This is a genomic window from Streptomyces ossamyceticus (assembly GCF_001418475.1).
In the GTDB taxonomy this organism is placed as follows: Bacteria; Actinomycetota; Actinomycetes; order Streptomycetales; family Streptomycetaceae; genus Streptomyces; species Streptomyces ossamyceticus.
Window position 1 is genome coordinate 1 of the sequence record NZ_LIQX01000142.1, and the last position, 17350, is coordinate 17350.

21 protein-coding genes and 1 pseudogene are annotated in these 17350 nt (G+C 62.0%); 17 read left to right on the plus strand and 5 right to left on the minus strand.

Features of this window, described 5'->3' with window-relative positions; translation table 11 throughout:
- Positions 1 to 138: pseudogene (locus AOK15_RS48990) on the plus strand (type II secretion system F family protein); the annotation flags it as partial.
- Positions 139 to 949: 811 nt separating this feature from the next.
- Here AOK15_RS48990 and AOK15_RS12160 read toward each other — a convergent pair.
- Both AOK15_RS12160 and AOK15_RS12165 read right to left on the minus strand, forming a co-directional pair.
- Positions 950 to 1666 (minus strand): 5-formyltetrahydrofolate cyclo-ligase, encoded by a 717-nt coding sequence (locus tag AOK15_RS12160; RefSeq protein ID WP_055515847.1) that lies wholly within the window; start codon positions 1664 to 1666, stop codon positions 950 to 952.
- A gap of 17 nt (positions 1667 to 1683) precedes the next feature.
- Entirely contained in the window at positions 1684 to 2850 is a 1167-nt protein-coding gene (locus AOK15_RS12165; protein WP_055515784.1) for a helix-turn-helix transcriptional regulator, read from the minus strand.
- Positions 2851 to 3069: 219 nt separating this feature from the next.
- On the opposite strand from AOK15_RS12165, the gene AOK15_RS12170 reads away from it, so the two are divergent.
- The 7 genes from AOK15_RS12170 (at position 3070) to AOK15_RS12200 (ending at position 8202) form a co-directional block, all read left to right on the plus strand.
- Positions 3070 to 3399, plus strand: coding sequence for a recombinase family protein (locus AOK15_RS12170; protein WP_055515786.1), 330 nt, complete (start codon positions 3070 to 3072; stop codon positions 3397 to 3399).
- Entirely contained in the window at positions 3396 to 3770 is a 375-nt protein-coding gene (locus tag AOK15_RS12175; RefSeq protein WP_157870217.1) for a hypothetical protein, read from the plus strand. The genes AOK15_RS12170 and AOK15_RS12175 overlap by 4 nt, the downstream gene beginning before the upstream one ends.
- Positions 3767 to 4354 carry an ATP-binding protein gene (locus AOK15_RS12180; RefSeq protein ID WP_055515790.1) on the plus strand — a complete coding sequence of 196 codons (588 nt, stop codon included), beginning with the start codon at positions 3767 to 3769 and terminating at the stop codon, positions 4352 to 4354. Before AOK15_RS12175 ends, AOK15_RS12180 begins: the two co-directional genes overlap by 4 nt.
- A gap of 48 nt (positions 4355 to 4402) precedes the next feature.
- Entirely contained in the window at positions 4403 to 4738 is a 336-nt protein-coding gene (locus AOK15_RS12185; protein WP_079058437.1) for a hypothetical protein, read from the plus strand.
- Between the two features lie 499 nt (positions 4739 to 5237).
- Complete coding sequence (locus AOK15_RS12190; protein ID WP_055515793.1) at positions 5238 to 6299, plus strand: hypothetical protein; 1062 nt, start codon at positions 5238 to 5240, stop codon at positions 6297 to 6299.
- A 10-nt stretch (positions 6300 to 6309) separates the two neighbouring features.
- Positions 6310 to 7506, plus strand: coding sequence for a radical SAM/SPASM domain-containing protein (locus tag AOK15_RS12195; protein ID WP_055515794.1), 1197 nt, complete (start codon positions 6310 to 6312; stop codon positions 7504 to 7506).
- Positions 7507 to 7509: 3 nt separating this feature from the next.
- The gene (locus AOK15_RS12200) at positions 7510 to 8202 is read left to right on the plus strand and encodes a class I SAM-dependent DNA methyltransferase (protein ID WP_055515796.1); all 693 of its coding nucleotides are present in this window, start codon (positions 7510 to 7512) and stop codon (positions 8200 to 8202) included.
- A 5-nt stretch (positions 8203 to 8207) separates the two neighbouring features.
- Here the strand turns inward: AOK15_RS12200 and AOK15_RS12205 are convergent, their stop codons facing one another.
- Positions 8208 to 8774 carry an NUDIX hydrolase gene (locus tag AOK15_RS12205; protein WP_055515798.1) on the minus strand — a complete coding sequence of 189 codons (567 nt, stop codon included), beginning with the start codon at positions 8772 to 8774 and terminating at the stop codon, positions 8208 to 8210.
- A gap of 490 nt (positions 8775 to 9264) precedes the next feature.
- Between AOK15_RS12205 and AOK15_RS12210 the strand changes: the two genes are divergently transcribed.
- The 4 genes from AOK15_RS12210 (at position 9265) to AOK15_RS12225 (ending at position 13588) form a co-directional block, all read left to right on the plus strand.
- Positions 9265 to 10860, plus strand: a complete 1596-nt coding sequence (locus tag AOK15_RS12210) for an ATP-dependent nuclease (protein WP_055515800.1) — start codon at positions 9265 to 9267, stop codon at positions 10858 to 10860.
- The gene (locus tag AOK15_RS12215; RefSeq protein WP_055515802.1) at positions 10847 to 11881 is read left to right on the plus strand and encodes a UvrD-helicase domain-containing protein; all 1035 of its coding nucleotides are present in this window, start codon (positions 10847 to 10849) and stop codon (positions 11879 to 11881) included. Before AOK15_RS12210 ends, AOK15_RS12215 begins: the two co-directional genes overlap by 14 nt.
- A gap of 66 nt (positions 11882 to 11947) precedes the next feature.
- A complete protein-coding gene (locus AOK15_RS12220; protein WP_055515851.1) occupies positions 11948 to 12958 on the plus strand; it encodes a PIN domain-containing protein in 1011 nt (336 codons plus the stop codon).
- Positions 12959 to 13255: 297 nt separating this feature from the next.
- Positions 13256 to 13588 carry a histone-like nucleoid-structuring protein Lsr2 gene (locus AOK15_RS12225; RefSeq protein ID WP_055515804.1) on the plus strand — a complete coding sequence of 111 codons (333 nt, stop codon included), beginning with the start codon at positions 13256 to 13258 and terminating at the stop codon, positions 13586 to 13588.
- 241 nt (positions 13589 to 13829) lie between these two features.
- Here the strand turns inward: AOK15_RS12225 and AOK15_RS12230 are convergent, their stop codons facing one another.
- Together AOK15_RS12230 and AOK15_RS12235 are read right to left on the minus strand one after the other, a co-directional pair.
- Positions 13830 to 14261 carry a hypothetical protein gene (locus AOK15_RS12230; protein ID WP_055515806.1) on the minus strand — a complete coding sequence of 144 codons (432 nt, stop codon included), beginning with the start codon at positions 14259 to 14261 and terminating at the stop codon, positions 13830 to 13832.
- A 143-nt stretch (positions 14262 to 14404) separates the two neighbouring features.
- Complete coding sequence (locus AOK15_RS12235; RefSeq protein WP_055515808.1) at positions 14405 to 15652, minus strand: hypothetical protein; 1248 nt, start codon at positions 15650 to 15652, stop codon at positions 14405 to 14407.
- Positions 15653 to 15831: 179 nt separating this feature from the next.
- Here AOK15_RS12235 and AOK15_RS12240 point away from each other — a divergent pair, with 179 nt between their 5' ends.
- Genes AOK15_RS12240 through AOK15_RS12260 form a run of 5 tightly spaced genes read left to right on the plus strand, consistent with a single transcriptional unit; the run spans position 15832 to position 17120 of the window.
- On the plus strand, positions 15832 to 16149 hold the full coding sequence (locus tag AOK15_RS12240) for a hypothetical protein (RefSeq protein ID WP_055515810.1): 318 nt from the start codon (positions 15832 to 15834) through the stop codon (positions 16147 to 16149).
- Positions 16149 to 16394, plus strand: coding sequence for a hypothetical protein (locus AOK15_RS12245; RefSeq protein ID WP_055515812.1), 246 nt, complete (start codon positions 16149 to 16151; stop codon positions 16392 to 16394). Before AOK15_RS12240 ends, AOK15_RS12245 begins: the two co-directional genes overlap by 1 nt.
- Before the next feature lie 14 nt (positions 16395 to 16408).
- Positions 16409 to 16669, plus strand: coding sequence for a hypothetical protein (locus AOK15_RS12250; RefSeq protein ID WP_157870218.1), 261 nt, complete (start codon positions 16409 to 16411; stop codon positions 16667 to 16669).
- Positions 16666 to 16881: a hypothetical protein gene (locus AOK15_RS12255; RefSeq protein ID WP_055515817.1), complete on the plus strand. Its 216-nt coding sequence runs from the start codon at positions 16666 to 16668 to the stop codon at positions 16879 to 16881. Before AOK15_RS12250 ends, AOK15_RS12255 begins: the two co-directional genes overlap by 4 nt.
- 14 nt (positions 16882 to 16895) lie before the next feature.
- Positions 16896 to 17120, plus strand: a complete 225-nt coding sequence (locus AOK15_RS12260) for a hypothetical protein (RefSeq protein ID WP_157870219.1) — start codon at positions 16896 to 16898, stop codon at positions 17118 to 17120.
- Positions 17121 to 17350 lie beyond the last annotated feature (230 nt).

Here is a 17350-nt window from a genome sequence, read left to right on the forward strand (position 1 = left end):
GAACGGGCCCGCCGAGCCGCCGTGATGGTCACCGCCCCGGTCGGCCTGTGCTTCCTGCCCGCGTTCATCGCGGTGGGTGTCCTGCCGGTGGTGATCGGCCTGGCGGACGGGCTGTTGGGAGGAGGTGGTGGGGGGTGAGGGCCGGGAGGAGGTGAGCGGGGCACCGACATCGGCGAGCGATTGACCGGCGGACGATGACCGGCCACCGCCGGCTGATGACTGGAGAGCGACCGGCGGCCGGTATCCGGGGCGATCGGCAACTGATGACCGGCGATCAATGACCAGTGGCCCACGAACGGGCTACGACGAAACCGAACGAGCAACGGAACAGAACCTCACGGGGGTTGAGATGTACAAGGCAGTGCGGGATGCGGTGCGGGTCCGGCTGGTGGGCGCCCTGATGCTTCGGGTGCGAGCGGCACGGAGGGACGCCGGAATGGTGACGTCCGAGTAGTCAAATGTATGGCTATGCACCCATCCCGACAGGGGTCAGTCTACCGGCTGAGTGGCCCCGTGGGCAGTCCTGCGGAGCGGACAAACGTGCAGGTCAGAGCGGCTGTGGTGAGTGTCTCGGGTGCCGTTCTGGGGTGCTGCTGCGCCGACCAGCGACGACCGTCCGGAGGGTGTCAATCCGGCCTTGATTGTGACCATCCAAAGGGCAAGATCGTCAGTAAGAAGCGCCCGGCCCTGGGGGAGGGGCAGGCGCTTTGATCGAGGGAATCAAGCTCAGCAGGGCTCGGTACCTCCACGCACCTGAGCTTCACAGGGTGGTGCTTCTCGCTGAGTGGACCCTTGCTCGCGCTCGGAACATCCCCAGAAGAGCCCGATGGCACCAAGGATGATTACCCAGCTCCATATGACCGGCCTCTTCCCGGATGGTCGGTAGACACCGTCGCTGTCGCTCACGTTCTTGTTGCTTTCCTCCCGTCGGGACGTTCGCTTTACGGTGCTACGCCTGGTAGCGCGCAGCCAGCACAGGGATTGCGGCAATCTTCTCGGCAGTGAGGTCGTTCCACACAAGCCCCGACGGTCGCCGCCGGTTAGGGCAGGGGATCACCGCATCGGGCGTGACGATGTAGTCCACAGAGAAATCGTGCTCGGTCTCGGGGATGTCGTCCTCGACGACCTGGAGCTGATGAACCGGCGCGACGATCACCGTCTGATCCGTGACGAGGCCCGCCTCGATCAACAGCGCGACCTCAAGGTCGGAGTACCCGGCACCCTTGCCGATGCGCGCCCCGGATCGGTTCACGGCGACACTGCCACACACCACGACGTCGATAGGTTCCATCGACTCTGGCGCAAGCCGGCGGGCGACTTGAGCCGCACCCTTCTTCTCGGCAGCTTCCTCCGGTGGAAGCCCGAGGTTCCTGGGGTCGAGCAGATAGAACGGTTCGAGGCTGGCCATACGCGGGACGGCCATGTAGACGCGCTTGCCATCCTTGAGTGCGCGCACCCTGACGGCGAGCTGCGCCCAGTCCGGGTTGGCCTTCACGGTGGTGGCACGCTGCCAGAAGTCCTGACCGGCCAGCATCTCGGCAGTGTCTTCGGTGCCGTAGAAGCCAGGAATCTTGCCGTACGAATCGGCGGGTGCACCGCCGCCGTCGATGAGGCGACGCCACACCTTCTCGCGCAGCTCCTGCTTGGCCTGGTCGATGTCGTTCACGCACACCCCGCCCGTACTCAGATCGCTGCCATCAGGGCCAGCAGCCGATCGTTGATCTCCTGTGCCCATGGTTCCTGTCGCCACGGTCGCAGCTCCCGACCAGCGGCAAACGCCAGATTAAGACCGCCGCCCCCGCGCGTCAGCTCCACGGCATCAATCGTCCGGTGCATCGCCGAAGCTGCTTCGTCGAGCTTCCGTTGCCGGATGAGTGCCAAGGTCAGGTTGCCGAGCGCGATGGCCTGAGATTTTTTCTTGGCTGCCAGTGCCCGCGTGGTCATACGGAGGATGGGTTCGGCACGTTCAGGCAGGCCGAGGAATAGGTAACAGGAGCCCGCCAGTCGGTTGTACTCGTTCACCGTGTAGAACGGCGCGGCAACGTCGTCCGGGTGGACGCGGTCGAACTGATCCTCCGCCTTCTTCAGCGCCGCTTCGCACTCGGTGGTCGCGCCCGTCATCGCGTGCCCTTCGGCGACGTGAAGCAGGGATAGTCCAGTCAGCGACGGACTGACAAGCTTGGAGGCTTCGGCTGCCTGCTCAGCGAGCGTCACCCCTCGCGTCGGGTTCTTCTCGCCGTAGAGCGCCACGTAAGCCATCCGCAGCGTGGCGTACGACTCGGTAGATGGATCACGGGCATGGCGGGCAGCGTCGACCGCTTCTTGGAAGTACCCGAGCGGTGCATGGTGGTCCCGACGCTGACTGACGTCCCAGACCAGTTGTCCCATGAACGTCGCTGAATCGGCCTCGACTTCGTACAGCGCCCGGCGCACGCGCGGGTTCGCGGCGTTCTCCCGGAGGAACTTCACCTGGCCGTGCAGTTGTCCAGCTCGACCAAGCAGCGCCGTCGAGGCTTCTTTGTCGTACGACTCATCCAGCTGCCGCAGCCGCTCATGGAGGTAGGCAACCACCATCAGGTCGGCGGACGCTGGGTTTTCCAGGGCATACGACATTCGGTCACTGGGGCGCGTGTCCGTGACGGTCACGTCGTCCAGGAGCCCTTGAAGTTCCTCGACTGAGACCCGGAGGGCACTCGCCAGTTTTGGCCGCAACCATGCTTGTGGTTCGGTTTCGGCGCTCTCCCAGCGACCTACCGTAGAACGCTCGACGCCGAGATACCCGGCAAGCCCCTCCTGGGTGAAGCCTGCCGCTTTGCGACGCCTGGCGAGGCGTATGCGCTTCGCTGCCATCGCCCATCCCTCCGGGTGTACGAGGCGGGTTATCACCATAGTCACGTTGACCGCAGCCGTGCAGGCCAGACCGAAGAGTGCAACGCGGATGCGTCATTGATGCGGCACCTTTGCTGTGGCGTCCTTGCAGGTCAAACCGCTTGTCTGGCACGCAGGTTGGCGAGCGGTTGAGGACGGTGCCACCGCTCGCCAGCCGTTCCAGTCCGCCAGGAGGAACGGATGCCACCAGCCATGTTCGGCTACATGCGGCTCACCGCAGGCGAAGACAGCAGCGACGAAATCCAGACCATCCAAACGGAGTTGGCAACTCACGCCACCCGCGAAGGCTTCTCCTTGGAGCGCGTGTTCATCGAACGCCTCGGTTCTGACGACGAGTCGGCGTTCTTCACGCTTGTCGACACCCTCAAGACCAGCGAGATCAAACACGTCATCGTGCCGTCGCTGTGGCACTTCGCCCGGTTGCCCGGACTGCAAGCGGCCATGCGTGACCACATCGAGCGTGAAATCGGCGCGCGTCTCTACATCGTGCAAGGGGTGAGGACGCGGTGACCACGCCCGCTCCGCTGTGCGTCGGATATCTCAGACGGCTCCCCGGTACCGATCCCAAAGAAGAACCGCGCCTCATAGCGGAGTTGTGCGCTTTCGCAGAACGCGAGGGCTTCACCCCCGAGCTGGTGTTCGTGGAGCGCCACTGGTCACGGACGCTCGCCCTGCACGCGCTAACCGCCTACTGCACGCAGCGAGGCATCCGGAACGTGATCGTGCCGACGAGTGCGCACCTGAACCAGCTGTTGCCGCTCGCGGACATCTCGAAGGAAGAGCTTGCGAAGGACATCGGCGGTCAGGTCTGGATCGTCGCCCCCGAAGAAGAGGAGCAGGCGTGCCCGTCCCGAAATGTGAGGAACGGCGGGAGCACATGACCGCCACGCCTTCTGTCGCAAGGACGTTTCACTTGTCCCGCCTCCACTTGGCCGCCGTTCCCGCTGCTGTGTCGGTGTCGCGAGCGTTCGTCCGGCAGGTGCTCACGCACTGGAAGCTGGAAGACCATGCCGCCGACGTTGCCCTGATGACCTCCGAACTCGTCAGCAACGCAGTTAAGGAAACCGGCTTCGGTGACCGACAACCGAAGCCGTGGGAAGTCACCGCCCGGCACGTCATCGCCTTGCAGCTCCGCGTTCTCGACGGGTCGCTGTTCATCGAGGTGTGGGACCGCAGCGTGCAGGTTCCGGTGAAACAAACGGTCACTGACGAGACGGAGGGTGGGCGCGGACTTCACCTCGTCGAAGCTCTCGCGAAGGACTGGGGTATCTACCGACCGCCGGCCGGGGGCAAGATCGTGTGGGCGAGGGTTCTGCTGACTTTGCCGCCGCGTCCCGACCTGGATGGTTCGACGCTTCACCTGCGCGTGCCCGACGAGGCCGCCCCGCGTTCCGGTGCGGTGAAAGACCAAGCGTCCACCGGCCTCATGCAGCGCGTTCTTGATGGCCTCCATCGCCTCCTCTAATCCCCCCCACACCGCTCCGCGCGACACCCTCCCCAAGCAGGTGACCCCGTGAAGGAAAAGCCCATCGCGTACGGCTACATGCGCGTTCGCAAGGAAGCCAGCGACCAAGAACTCAAGCTGATCGACGACCAGTTGCACGCTTATGCGCAGGCGCACAACCTGTGGATGACGTACACCTACTACGAGTGGGGGCCGGGCATTTCGCCGCACCTCTTGGTGCGTCGACTCATCCGCGACGACGTACGCCATGTGATCGTGCCGTCCCTCGTGCAGATCACGGAGCATCCCCTGATGCAGTTCATCGTGTCCGAGTCCGTCACCTTGGACGCCGGGGCGCTGCTGTACGAAGCCAGCGGCCTTTACGGACGGGCCAGCGTCTCGTGAAGCCGACGTATATATGGGCGCTCTTCGACTGGTACCAGGGGACGTGCTTCCGCTGCGAAGCCGTGGCCGTTCCCGTCGCGCACGTTGGAGATATCACGGTCAAGGACAAGGCGCTGCCGCTGTTCGCCTGTCATCACTGCATCTTCCGTATGCAGCAGTCGCATTGGTTCCGGACGACCACGCGGGCGTGGCCGCTTCGTCGGTTGCAGCTTCCTGGCCCCCGTGAACCCCGGGCATCCCGCCCGCAACTTCGCCGCTGGTTGCGGTATCGGAGGAGGCCCACGGGCAAGCACCGCGACGCCCGTTGATGAGCGCGATTCGGACAACTTTCTAGTGCCTATACGAATACTTGCATACTCCGCATACTTGGTCCGTCCTTGACCTTTCGCCATGAGCTGACCTTGGGGGACAAGTGAACTCAGGTGCGCACGAGGTAGAGAAAATCGGCTTAGACACGGCTGCTCGGTATCTGGAGCACGCGGGTATTACGGAAGCCCCCTTGATCGACCTGTACTGGCGTCAAGGGGGCTCCTGCTTGGGGCTGGCCATCTTGAAGCGCGTCGCCGACCGCTTCACCCTGGTCGTTCCCGACGACCTGATCCTGAGTCTGGAAGATGCCGCGAGGATCGGCGCAGATCGGCTCGTTGAGTCGCTGCCTTCTACGCTGCGGGCCGGCTTCGCCTTGAAGTACTCCGGTCACCAGGAAAGTTTCTCGCCCGGTTGTACCCGTGGACGTCACTCCTCGCGCCGTCGCTTCTGGGATGGCGCGGATCTCGACCAGGCGCGCACACTGGTCGCCGAAGCGATCATCAACGCACCACCCGGGACGCAGACCGTCGTGTTCCAGCAGTACGTCAAGGCAGAAGGGCTGTCGGGCGTCTTCTACGCCTACGGCTACCAGGGGCGCGTGCTGGTGGAGGCCGTCAGTCGAGGGCGACGGACGTTCACGGAAATCCGGGACGGTCATGTCGTCGACTACGCCACGGTGGCCGGGGCGCACATCCGATCCGGCAGCGTCCTCGAAGCGGACCCGCTTCAGCTGTACCGCGCGATTAGCGGACTACGCGACGCCGTCGGGTTCGACCTCGACATGGAAGGCTTCGCGTCTCCAAACGGGGTCATCGCGGTGCAGCTCCGACCGATCCCAGAAGACATGCCGCGCGTGCTGCACCCGGCGCATCTTCCGAGCGCTCGGGATGACTGGCACCGCACTCCGTGGATCTGGGGTTCATGGCAAGGCGGCCCCAGCGCTGTGGACGAGGACGTTCCGGGACGCCCCGCCGTCATGGTGAAGCGGACAACGTCGCTTGCCGACTGCCCAGACATCCTGCGGCGGCTCCATCGAGGCGACCGCACCTTGGTGGTCGATCTCCTCGACGGCTTCCGTCTGAGTCATGACCCCCGGCATCTCCCCGAGGTCATCCCGCACCGTAGCGCCTTCGCCTACATCTCTGTGGCGGGTAGTTCACTCGCCGCGCTTCGTCCTGGTGAAACCGTCGAAGCCTTTGTCGACGGCAACACCGGCTTGATCCGACGCACCACCGCCGAGGCACTCACCTGAAAGGTCACCCATGTCATCCACGACTGCCGGCATACCCGTTACGCGGTTCGACTTCCTCGCCCGCGACGAGGGCAGAGAATGGTTGCTCTTCGACACCGTGCGGCACTCGGTTGATCCCGTCACCGAGGAGCACGTCACCAAGCTGGAAGCGTCCGGCAAGGTAGTCCGACGCATCCAGCGGCCACAGCTCGCAGGAGCGTTATCCGCTCCACTCAAGCTGTTCGTCAGCGTCTCGAACCGCTGCAACCTGACGTGCCTGCACTGCATGTCGGACTCATCACCAGCCGGACGAACAGAGCCGACCACTGACGAGCTGCTGACACTCATCCGTGAAGCCGGGGAACTTGGCGTCTTCCTGATCGTCGTTGGTGGCGGCGAACCCCTGATGCGGCACGACATCTGGAAACTCGTCGGTGCCATGCGCGACGAGGGCATGGGTGTATCGCTCACGACCAACGGCACGATCGTGCGGGAACGTGATCTCCGGGGCTTCAAGCGCCACGACGTCCGTGTGAACGTCAGCCTCGACGGAGCCGAGCAGAACCACGACCGCATCCGGGGGCAACAGGGCGCATTCCAGCGGACCATGCGCGGCATCCGCACCATGTTGGATGCGGGGATCACACCGACGATCCGCTTCACCCTGATGAACTCGAACCTGTGCGACGTCGACGCGGTGCTTGATCTGTGCACCGAGCTGGGTGTCCCGGTAAAGGCTCGCCGCGCCAAACCGTCGGGCAGGGTCATCGGGACGACGGACATCATCACCGAGGGGACGCCCGAGTACTTCGACGCTGTGGTCAAGCTGAACAACGCCGCTCACTGCGGCGTCGAAGACCTCATGAACGTGGAGGCCGGAGCCAAGGAACCGCTGCTGCTGTCGGAGAACGACTGCGGCGCCGGTACGCGGATCATGTTCGTGGACGAAGACGGCACCGTGTCACCGTGCACGTTCCTTGGCCGAGGATTCGAGGCGGGGCGCTGGACACCGGGAAGTCTCGGCGACTTCTGGCGAAGCGCCCCCGCCTTCGAGCAGATGCGGAACCTCCCCGAGAATAAGACGTGTGGGTCGTGCTCTCGTCACACCACCTGTCACGCCGAATGTCCGGCGATGCGGTTGCACATCAACGGGTCGCTAGATGGCGACGACCCGGGGTGCATCAAGCCGTTGCTTGTCCAGCTCGGTCCTACGCGCCGGAAGGGGTGACGGGTGTTCACGGACATCGCGCCCTTCTACGACCTCGTGAAATCGCACCGGAACCACGACGCCGAGGCCGCCTCGATCCGTCGTCTCATCCAGCAGCACGCGCCGCAGGCCAAGACCATCCTCGAAGTTGCGTGCGGCACGGGAACCTTGCTTGCTCGGCTCAACGGGTACGAGCGCACCGGGGTGGACGTCAGCGAAGCCATGCTCGACATCGCACGGAAGAAGCTTGGCGACGAGGTGGTGCTCATCCACGGGAAGATGCAGGACTTCACGCTGCCGCGGTCGGGCGCGGAGGTGCTGCTCCTTCTTGACGGGGCGATCGGGTACGTGGGGCCGGCTGAACTGGAAGCGACGCTTTCAACGTTCGCCGGACATCTGGTGAGTGGCGGGCTTCTCGTCGTCGAACCCTGGTACACCCCGGACGAGTGGCAGCCGAAGAAGATTCACGTCACCCACCACACAGATGATGCGGTGACGGTGGTTCGGGCAGGCTACGGACACCCCTGCGGACAGATCGACTTTCACGTCGTGATCGGGACGAGCGCAGGACTGCACGCCTTCGATGAACGCTACGACTTCACGTTGCACCCCGAGGACGTGATGGAAGCGGCGTTCACGGCAGCCGGGTTCACCGAGGTACGCAAAGAGGCCGCGCCCGAGTTCGGACGTGGCCTCTGGGTGGCGCGGAAACCGTAGGTCGCTCAGCCCTTGGCCGCGCGGCGTACCTCGTAGGCGATGCGGTACAGCGCGGCCAGGTGGTGTTCGTCGTTCTGCTCCAGGCGCTGAACTGCCGCTTGGATGGGAAGGATCGAGACTTCGAGGATGGATTCCATCTCGACGCCGCCGTCATCATCCGACGACCCGGAGATGGTGACGTCAGCCCATCCAAGCGCGATGGCGAACTTGGGATGCGGGAGCCACGGTCGGTAGGCAGTCTCGGCCGTGGTTTCGCTGTCCCACTGCGCGAAGAGTTCAAAGCGGGTGGCTTCGCCGCCGATCTCTTCCGCCAGTTCGCGCGTCACACACGTCTCAAAGGCTTCGCCTTCCAGCAGCGTGCCCCCGGACGGACCCCAGCCGGATTCCTTGGCGTGCAGCAGCACGACCCGGTCCCCGACGAACGGCACGACGTGCACGTTGCTGGTGAAGTCACGGGGCGGCACTTCGTCCTTGAAGTACGAGGTGACCGCCCGCCACCTGTAGGGGGTCTTGAGGGTGGCGTATGCGTCCTCAAGGTCGGCATGTACGGCGGCTGATAAATCGAGACTCATTCTGCTCCCATTCTACCGAAATAGGCACTTTTCGCCTAGAGAGGCAGGTTTCTGGCCAACCGGCAGCAGTCTAGCGGCGCAGCTGTGCCGAACGGGTGTGCGCGGTAGAAGGGGGCGACCTACCTGGCGCCGGCCGAGGGCGGTTGGTCGCGCCGATCATGACCGCAGCGCAAGAAGAGCACCGTCATTCCTAGCGGCCGCTCTCTTGTTACCGGTAAGTCATTTCCATTCAGGGGCGGATTGTGTGGCAGGTTTAAGCCAAGTGGCCAAAAATATCGGTAGCATCCATATAGCTTTGGCCAAAGCAAATAGATAAAACGTTCGAACTCTAGGGACTTTGTCGGCTCTGTCCCCGTAACTGCTGGGACGCCTGCTACGCTCTCTGTCACTTGTTCGAAGGCGTGCTGGTGGAGCCTCGTGGGGAGCTTGGTTCCAGTGATCAAACTTATGCTCGCCTCCGGAAAGTGAAAGTTTTATACTAGGGGGGCATATGCTTTCTAAAATCGTCATCCAGAACTACCGCGCGTTTCGCAATTTCAAGCTCGACTTCGATCCCAAGATGAACATCTTGGTGGGCGACAACGACGCGGGTAAGTCGACGATTTTGGAAGCGATCAGTCTTGCGCTCACTGGCAGGCTTCGGGGCCGACTCCTTGCCCAGGAATTGTCACCGTACCTGTTCCATCAAGATGCCGCTGCCGAGTACATCGCCGCCCTGCGCGAGGGGCGAGAAGCCAGGCCGCCAGAAATCATCATTGACCTCTTCCTCGACAACAAGACGGCTCCTGCTGAGCTGATGGGAACCAATAATCTCCTGAAGGCCAATGAGCCGGGTGTGCGTATCCGTGTCGCACTTAACCCCGATTACGAGCCTGAGTACAAGGAGTTCATCAAAGATCCGACTCAGGTTCGATTGGTTCCCACCGAGTACTACAAGGTTGACTGGCTGGCCTTCTCGGGGAATGGCATCACCTTCCGCAGCATTCCTGCCACGGCCTCCCTGATCGACGCTACCAACATCCATCTTCAGAGTGGTGTCGACTACTATCTGAACGGCATCATCAACTCGCACCTTGCGCCGGACGAACGCGTAAAGCTAACACGTGCCTATCGCAGTCTCCGTGAGAATTTTGCAGCGGACGACTCAATCGTGAAGATCAATGAGAAACTGCGTGGTGCCCCCAGTGACGTAAGTGACCGCGAGCTGACACTTGGCATCGACGTGTCACAGAAGTCGAGCTGGGAAAGCAGTATTGTTCCGCATCTCGACGAGCTGCCCTTTCAGTATGTTGGCAAGGGCGAGCAGAGCACGCTCAAGATCCTCCTTGCTCTTAACAAGAAGGTGGAAGACGCTCACATCGTTCTCGTTGAGGAACCGGAGAATCACCTGTCCTTCTCCAACTTGGGCAAGCTGGTCAAAAAGATCAGCGACAAGTGCGCGGGTAAGCAGGTCTTCATTACCACACACAGTTCCTACGTACTGAACAAGCTTGGGCTCGAAAAGCTCGTCCTGCTGTCAGAGACGGAGGGCTTCCGGCTCGACAGCCTTCCAGTCGACACTCAGGACTACTTCCGCAAGCTTTCGGGCTACGACACCCTACGCCTTGTGCTTGCTCGACGCTCAATCCTTGTAGAAGGTCCATCCGATGAACTCATTGTCCAGCGTGCCTACAAGGACGTTCATGGTTGTCTGCCCATTGAAGACGGTGTAGACGTAATCAGCGTTCGTGGACTGGCATTTCGTCGGTTCCTGGATATCGCGTCGCTCACCGGCAATGTGGTCGCCGTCGTGAGGGACAACGACGGCACAGAGGCCGCGGAGGTGCAGCGAAAGTACGCCGCTCACACTGCCTTCCCGAACATCTCTGTTCACGTGGGACAGGATAAGGCGTACAAGACCCTTGAGCCGCAGCTTCTAAAGGCGAACGGTCTCGCCGCAATGAACGCCATCCTCGGGGAGAATTTCACTTCCGAAGCAGACCTTCTTGAGCACATGGAGGACCGGAAGACTACCTGTGCTCTAACGATTTTCTCCAGCGATAAAACCATCAACATGCCGGAGTACATCAGGGATGCAGTCGCCTAATAACCTGGCCGTCATCGCGGCGGCCGGCTCTCGGAAGACCCAGCACATCATCGACTGCGTCGTTGCTGATCCGAGCAAGCGCGTGTTGGTGACGACCTACACCAACGAGAACCTTCATCAGATCGTGAACCGACTGAGCGCGGGTACGGGTGTGCTTCCAGGGCACGTCACGGTCATGGGTTGGTTTACCTTTCTCCTGAACGAATGCGCCCGCCCGTACCAGAGCTTTATCCTCGGTGAAGCAGGGATGATGGGTGGGCTCAACTTCGTGGGGCAGCGCTCAAGGTACATCCCGAAGAGTAAACCCATGCAGTACTACCTAGACCGTGGTAAGGCTGTCTATAGGGATGGCGTTTCAGCTTTTTCCTTTGAGGCCAATAGGCTGAGTAAGGGCATGGTCGTCGATCGCCTCTCGCGGATGTACGACCACATCTATATTGATGAAATCCAGGATATGGCTGGGTACGACCTGGAACTCCTAGAGCTTCTGATGAAGTCGCCGATTGCTGTCACCGTCGTGGGTGACCCGCGTCAGGCCACTTTCGCGACCAACAACGCCGCCAAGAATAAGAAGTTCAAGGGAAGCGGAATCGTTGAGTGGTTGGGCGAGCGAGCCGACCTGTGCCTTGTGGAAAGCCGAGTAGAGAGCTACCGCTGTCATCAAGATATCTGCGATTTCGCGGATGACTTGTACCCAGACCTTGCGCGTACGGTTTCCAAGAACACCGAAGTCACCGGACACGATGGAGTCTTCGCGATCAAAAAGTCGGAGGTGCGAGAGTACGCCGAACAGTATGCGCCGGTCGTGCTCCGCTACAACAAGAACTCCGATACGTGTGGGCTGGCCGCGATGAACATGGGCACCGCGAAGGGCAGCACCTTCGACCGGGTACTCATCTTCCCGACGGTTCCCATGGGCAAGTACTACAAGACGAGGGACCCCGACCAAGCAGGGGACAAGGCGAAGCTCTATGTCGCGGTGACACGGGCGAAGTACAGCGCCACGTTCGTCATGCCGTGAGGAAGTCTCCTGTTCACCGCTCGAAACGGTGTGGAGCCTGTCGTACGCGACCACTACCGTTGGCTCATGACGGACGACCAGGTCGCACCACTTGCGAGACGCACGCCGCTTGATCCCTACAGTTCAAGCGCGCCACATCTGGTCGGCATCGTGGATACCAACGCGCTGTTGAGCAGCATCGAGAACGACTGCCGTAAGGGGTTCCGGTCGCGGCTGTTGCGGATGAGCGATGACGGCACCGCCACTCTCTATGCTGCCGACCACGTCCTTGACGAGACGTACGAGCGACTCCCGAGGATCGCCAAGAGTAGTCCGGTGCCGCTTGAGGCTCTCTATGCCCACTTTGAAGCCGAGTACCTACCGGCGTTGCGGTTCGTCACGATGTCGGACGTCGACGGCCCCGACGAACAGGTCTTGGCGATCACCGACACCGACGACGTGCCAACAGGGTGGCTGGCCAAGCTCATTGCGCCGTGCGTCGTGTTCTCTGATGACCGGCACCTCAAGAAGCCCGGGTTCGCGCCGAAGGACTGGCAACGAGCGGCGAAGTCCGTCCTCGACATTGCCGAAGGTGTGAGAGGCCAGGCCGTCACGGTGAACGCAGCCGCTCTTCCGGCGAGGGGCGCGGTGGGGGTGGTCAAGCTCCTGGGGCGGCAGACCGGTATCTCACCGTGGGCGATTGGTGCTGTCGTTCTGGGTGGCGGCGCGCTACTCCTCAAGCAGCCCGACAGGAGGAAGGCGGCTGCTACGTTCGCCGTCAGGGCCCTCGAAGTGGTCGGAACCAAGCTCGAAGCGGCAAGGACGCAGGAATGGCAGGGCGTTGAGAAGCTGCGCGAGGTCATCCTTGCTGCCCCCTTGCAGCCGACGATCCGGCAGCAAGTCGCAATCACATTGGCACGGCAAGCAGAACCGCTGCTGGCTGCCGAGGTACACGACCTGATCTACGGACACTTCCCGGACGAACCGACGGTCAGCGTCCAGGACGTCCGTGCTGTGCTGGAAGAAGGGTCGGAGTTTGTGCGAGTGCAGCGGTACCGGTGGCAGCTCGGGCGTGAGGTCGCTCCGCGGCCGTCTTGAAGGCTTCGATCTACCGCGCGTCGGCCACGGCTTGCAGGCCGCACCGTTCCAAGCAACCTTCTCGGAGACGAAGAACGGCCTGTGCCCGGCAGCGGAAGCGGGGGCGTTCTTCGCTTGGGTCATGCGGGGTGAGTGGGTGAGACATGATGTGTGTGACGGCATCCTCGGCGTGACATCGTGAATGAGTCTCCACCCCGATGATTCGCCTGCGGCGTTGCGACAGTAGTCACCACGCTGATAGGAAGCAGCAACGTAAGCACGTTGTTTATCTCGAACCCGACGAAGGACGAACCGACGATGGCACAGCAAACAATTATCCAGCTGCTTGATGACCTCGACGGGTCCGAGGCTTCCGAGACGATCGTGTTCGGTCTCGATGGCAGGACCTACGAGATCGACCTGAACGACAAGAACGCGGGGAAGCTGCGCAAGGCTCTTGAGCCGTACGTCGACAAGGGTCGGAAGCTGAATCAGACACGTGGCGGCAAGCGTGCGAGTGCGGGGCGATCTGCCGACAGCGACACCGCGCAGATCCGCGCGTGGGCCAAGGAAAACGGTTTTGAGGTGAACGACCGGGGTCGTGTTCCGGCAGACATCAAGGAGGCGTACGCGAAGGCCAAGGTCGCGTAGCGCTCATCAGCTCGACCCAAGGGCCCCTGCTGCGGCGGGGGCCTTCGCCGTGCCGCCACATTGGACTGCTGGTCCTAAGCAGCGTCCGCTGCGAAGTAGGTCGGGCTATTCAAGTGCTCGCCGGCCGAAGGTGGTTGGTCGAGTCGTTCCAGGTGATGCCCGGAAACGAAGAACACCCCGCGACCGACCAGCGGACGCGGTGGCGCTCTTCGCTGGGGTGCGGGGTGGTTGGTCGGTCGGCTCAGTCGATGCAGACGACGCGGATGATTCCATCCGGCGCGGGCTCGTCCGAGATGAACTGGACCGTCATGTTGTCGATGTGCGAGCTACGGACAGCGATGATGTACATGCGTACCCGTAGGTCGGATCTCATCACTTGCCCCTCGGCGTACCACTCGGGGGTGTCGTGGTACACAACCTTGCCAGCAGGGGTCTTGACGCTTTCGTTCACGGACCACACTGCCCGGACGTGATCGATGACAACAGGAACCCTGTCGTTGCGTTCAGTGACCTTGATAGACACAATTCTGGGCTCGGTGGCGGTGCTCTCGAACAGACTCGCCTTAAGGTCGTCCACGGTTAGGTTCTCGGGGTCGTTCTCGGCGACCGCGCTGCCAGGTGCGAAGCCGAGCGGCAACAGCTCGTCCGTGCGATCGTCGAAGTCTTCCGGCATGTGTGTGCCTCTTTAATCGATTCGGATGGGGCACGCCACCAGCCACTTAAACGGGCGGGGTGCCACATCCGAAGACAGAGGCTAATGCAATCGCTCAAACTGACAGCGATATGCATTTATATAAACATGAACCGAGGGAACTGTCAACCGGCATTGTCGGTGAATTCAATCCCTTTGGCGAATTTGATTTTGATGGCGAATCGCACCCATCCAGTTGTCTGGCCTATGATGCCGTCCTGCTTGCTTTCTCCGATCAGCGCTCCTTGCTTCGTGGTGATGCCCTCTACGATCTCGCCGTCTTTCCATTTGTCGGGCATCGGCATCCCCTTGTCACCGTACTTCTTCTCGGTGTGCTTGGTTATCAGGAAGGTCGAGCGCGGCATGTAGGTTATGGTCATCGGCCACTCTGCAACGAAGTTGCACGATGCCCACACCTTGAAAGCGTTGTCGGCCATAAACTTAGCTGTCAATCCTGCATTGTAGGCGGGCATGACCTCCGGAGCTCCAATGCGGAACCTGGCGTTTTGGAGTTTCGCGGCCAAGTTTCCTTCGTCCAAGTTCGGAGCGACAGCATTTGAGAACCAGGCATAACAGATATAGACGTGACCGTCTTCGGCTGCGATGCGCGTGCTCCAGTGGTCACTCTCGTTGTCACGGCACTGCAAGAATTGGCGTTCGTCGCCCTGGGTGTATTGATCGGTAAGCGAGTTGAACACCGCGTATGGGGCAGGGCTCTTAACGGAGTACATCTTGCGGTCCTGCGGTCCCCATCCTGCGGTGTTATCAAGATTGGGCAGCTCGACGGTTGGTTCTGTATACGAAGAGTCCTTCTCTCGGTCATCCGATCGGCCTTTCCATGCTGCTGGTGCTAGAAGAACACCAGCAGCAACGCAGGCGGCGGCAGACAGCACTAGGTGACGCCTTTTGAGCCACCGTTGCGGTTCCGCCGCAGACTCGAATCCATCAAGGTTTGTCGGCTGGTGGCTCGCTTCCTCCTCAAGGGGCCCAGCCTGCGCTGAGTCCTCGGCGGGATTAGCCTGGCTGGACTCCTTGAAAAGCAGCTTCACCAGGCGCTTAATGGCACGGTCTTCGGCATCGAAGCCAGCGCGCACGCTGCCGTAAAAGGTCCCGTTTTCCCTTGCGGCGGTGCGTCTGGCGGTCGCGTTCTTCAGTCTGTCCACACCGATTGCCAGTGCCGCCCGCAGCATCTTGGCGTCCTGATCGTCACCGAGCTTGTAGGCGAGCGCCTGCAAGCGCTCGAAGGCTTCGTACTCGTCGTCAGTGTCCAGGAGTGGCAAGAGGACTGACTGCTTCGCCAAAGCATCAGGGGTCAGCCCCTGCCGCTTGCGCAGATCACCCACAGCCTTCGAAACGAGCTCGTAGAAGTCCACGTTCCACCCCTCCGCGGCCTGCCACCTCTGCCTCAGAGTATGCCTGTCCGATCTACTGCAACGGCACTGCAAGCTGGGTCGTTGCAGTGCCGTTGCAGTGACCAGGACCCTCCGGCCGGCCAACTGTTGATGTGTGGGATCAATGCCCCCACCCCCGACAGCTAGACGGAGGCAGCAACATGAGCGATCTCAACAGGTACGAGGGCGGCAACAGCAGGGCCGCAGCTCGTCGGTCGTCCCGTGCCATACGTGAGATTCAGCAGCGGGGCGAACTCGATCTGGCCCAGCTCATCAACAGCGGCAGGCAGACCGAAGCGCGGGCAATGGTTCGTCGTCGTCTCACTGAGGACGGCATGGCGGACGTTGCCGACGTCGGCAACCTCGCCCGCGTTCTGGCGAATGGCGACCAGTTCCTTGCGACCCTCCTGATCCCCATCGTTCAGGAATTCGCGCAGACCACGGCGCGGGACATTCGAGAGTTCGGCCGGGGCTTCTGATGGATGCCTTCCACGCTCTCGTGCTCGTCGGCATGTTCTTGACCGGCTTCGGCATCCTGGGCGGCTGCTACTTGCACGACAGGGTGGAGCAGAAGAAAGAAGCCGAGCGTCAGCGGCGGCGACAGCAACAGCGCCTTCACGACGCTGCCAAGGAACAAGAGACCGCCATGCGTGTCCGCAAGTACAACACCATGCACGCGATGCGCCGAACGGCTCGGCGGCATCGGCAGGAAGGTCGGTACTGAAAATGATCCAGGCCATGACCGAAGGGCAACTGTCCGCGCTGGGCGGCTTCTACCTCCTGGTGCTGCTCGTCCTCTTCATCGGGGCTTGCGTGTTGGTCAACCGGTTCTTCGGTGACGGCATCCGCTACAACCAGCGGCGGCGTCAGGTCGAGACGACCATGCACCTCCAGGAGTTCGACCGTTGCATCGCCGAGGACGTTGCCGACGAGTGGGACTACGACTCTCGGAACTACCGTTCCGACCTTCGTGACTTCGGAAGGCGCGGCAACCGATGAATCTGACCGGCTTGTGGTTGGTGCTCGGCTCGCTCATCTTCGCCGTCGCCTGGTTTCTGATCGAGAGCTACCTCGACGAGCGGAGGACCCTCCGCAGCATTCAGCGCCCCAGGCAGCGCAGCGCTGAAGAGATAGTCATCGACATGCGGAGGCGCAAGCACGACACCGTGCGCCGGATGCATGAAGTCGTCCGCAACCACCGTCGCGACTGAAAGGGGTGACCCCCATGTTCCAAGCAGCCAGCGAGGGCGGACAAGCGAGCGGTGCGACCGCCTTCGTCCTGATCGTGCTCGCCATCTGGGCACTGTCCCGGCTCAGTGGTCCGTCAGCACATCGAGCCAAGCGGGCGAAGCGTAAGCGCGAGATCGACGCCATCGTGCGCAGTCGTCCCGAAGACACCGACATCTTCCGCGAAGTGCTGGACGAGGTCGACTACGACAAGCGCCACTGATCCACCCACCGCCCCCTTCCGACAGATGGCCGGGGGTTCACCACCCAGGGGAAGACAGCCGAGTTCGCTCGGCCAGCGTCACCCCTGGGTCGCTGAGGCGGCTGTTGATCCGCCCCTTCTACCCGCAGCCGGCCGCGCTCGGTAGGTCGGCTGCTCCACCCCAATCAAGACTGAGAGGAGGTGATGAACATGGGAAACAAGCTCTGCCCGGACTGCGGGGGCTCTGGCCT

Coding starts and splice junctions, on each gene's coding strand:
- AOK15_RS12165 (WP_055515784.1), bottom strand. CDS start 2,850: ATGGCAGCGAAGCGCATACGCCTCGCCAGGCGTCGCAAAGCGGCAGGC.
- AOK15_RS12170 (WP_055515786.1), top strand. CDS start 3,070: ATGCCACCAGCCATGTTCGGCTACATGCGGCTCACCGCAGGCGAAGAC.
- AOK15_RS12180 (WP_055515790.1), top strand. CDS start 3,767: ATGACCGCCACGCCTTCTGTCGCAAGGACGTTTCACTTGTCCCGCCTC.
- AOK15_RS12195 (WP_055515794.1), top strand. CDS start 6,310: ATGTCATCCACGACTGCCGGCATACCCGTTACGCGGTTCGACTTCCTC.
- AOK15_RS12205 (WP_055515798.1), bottom strand. CDS start 8,774: ATGAGTCTCGATTTATCAGCCGCCGTACATGCCGACCTTGAGGACGCA.
- AOK15_RS12210 (WP_055515800.1), top strand. CDS start 9,265: ATGCTTTCTAAAATCGTCATCCAGAACTACCGCGCGTTTCGCAATTTC.
- AOK15_RS12215 (WP_055515802.1), top strand. CDS start 10,847: ATGCAGTCGCCTAATAACCTGGCCGTCATCGCGGCGGCCGGCTCTCGG.
- AOK15_RS12220 (WP_055515851.1), top strand. CDS start 11,948: ATGACGGACGACCAGGTCGCACCACTTGCGAGACGCACGCCGCTTGAT.
- AOK15_RS12225 (WP_055515804.1), top strand. CDS start 13,256: ATGGCACAGCAAACAATTATCCAGCTGCTTGATGACCTCGACGGGTCC.
- AOK15_RS12230 (WP_055515806.1), bottom strand. CDS start 14,261: ATGCCGGAAGACTTCGACGATCGCACGGACGAGCTGTTGCCGCTCGGC.
- AOK15_RS12240 (WP_055515810.1), top strand. CDS start 15,832: ATGAGCGATCTCAACAGGTACGAGGGCGGCAACAGCAGGGCCGCAGCT.
- AOK15_RS12245 (WP_055515812.1), top strand. CDS start 16,149: ATGGATGCCTTCCACGCTCTCGTGCTCGTCGGCATGTTCTTGACCGGC.
- AOK15_RS12250 (WP_157870218.1), top strand. CDS start 16,409: ATGACCGAAGGGCAACTGTCCGCGCTGGGCGGCTTCTACCTCCTGGTG.
- AOK15_RS12255 (WP_055515817.1), top strand. CDS start 16,666: ATGAATCTGACCGGCTTGTGGTTGGTGCTCGGCTCGCTCATCTTCGCC.
- AOK15_RS12260 (WP_157870219.1), top strand. CDS start 16,896: ATGTTCCAAGCAGCCAGCGAGGGCGGACAAGCGAGCGGTGCGACCGCC.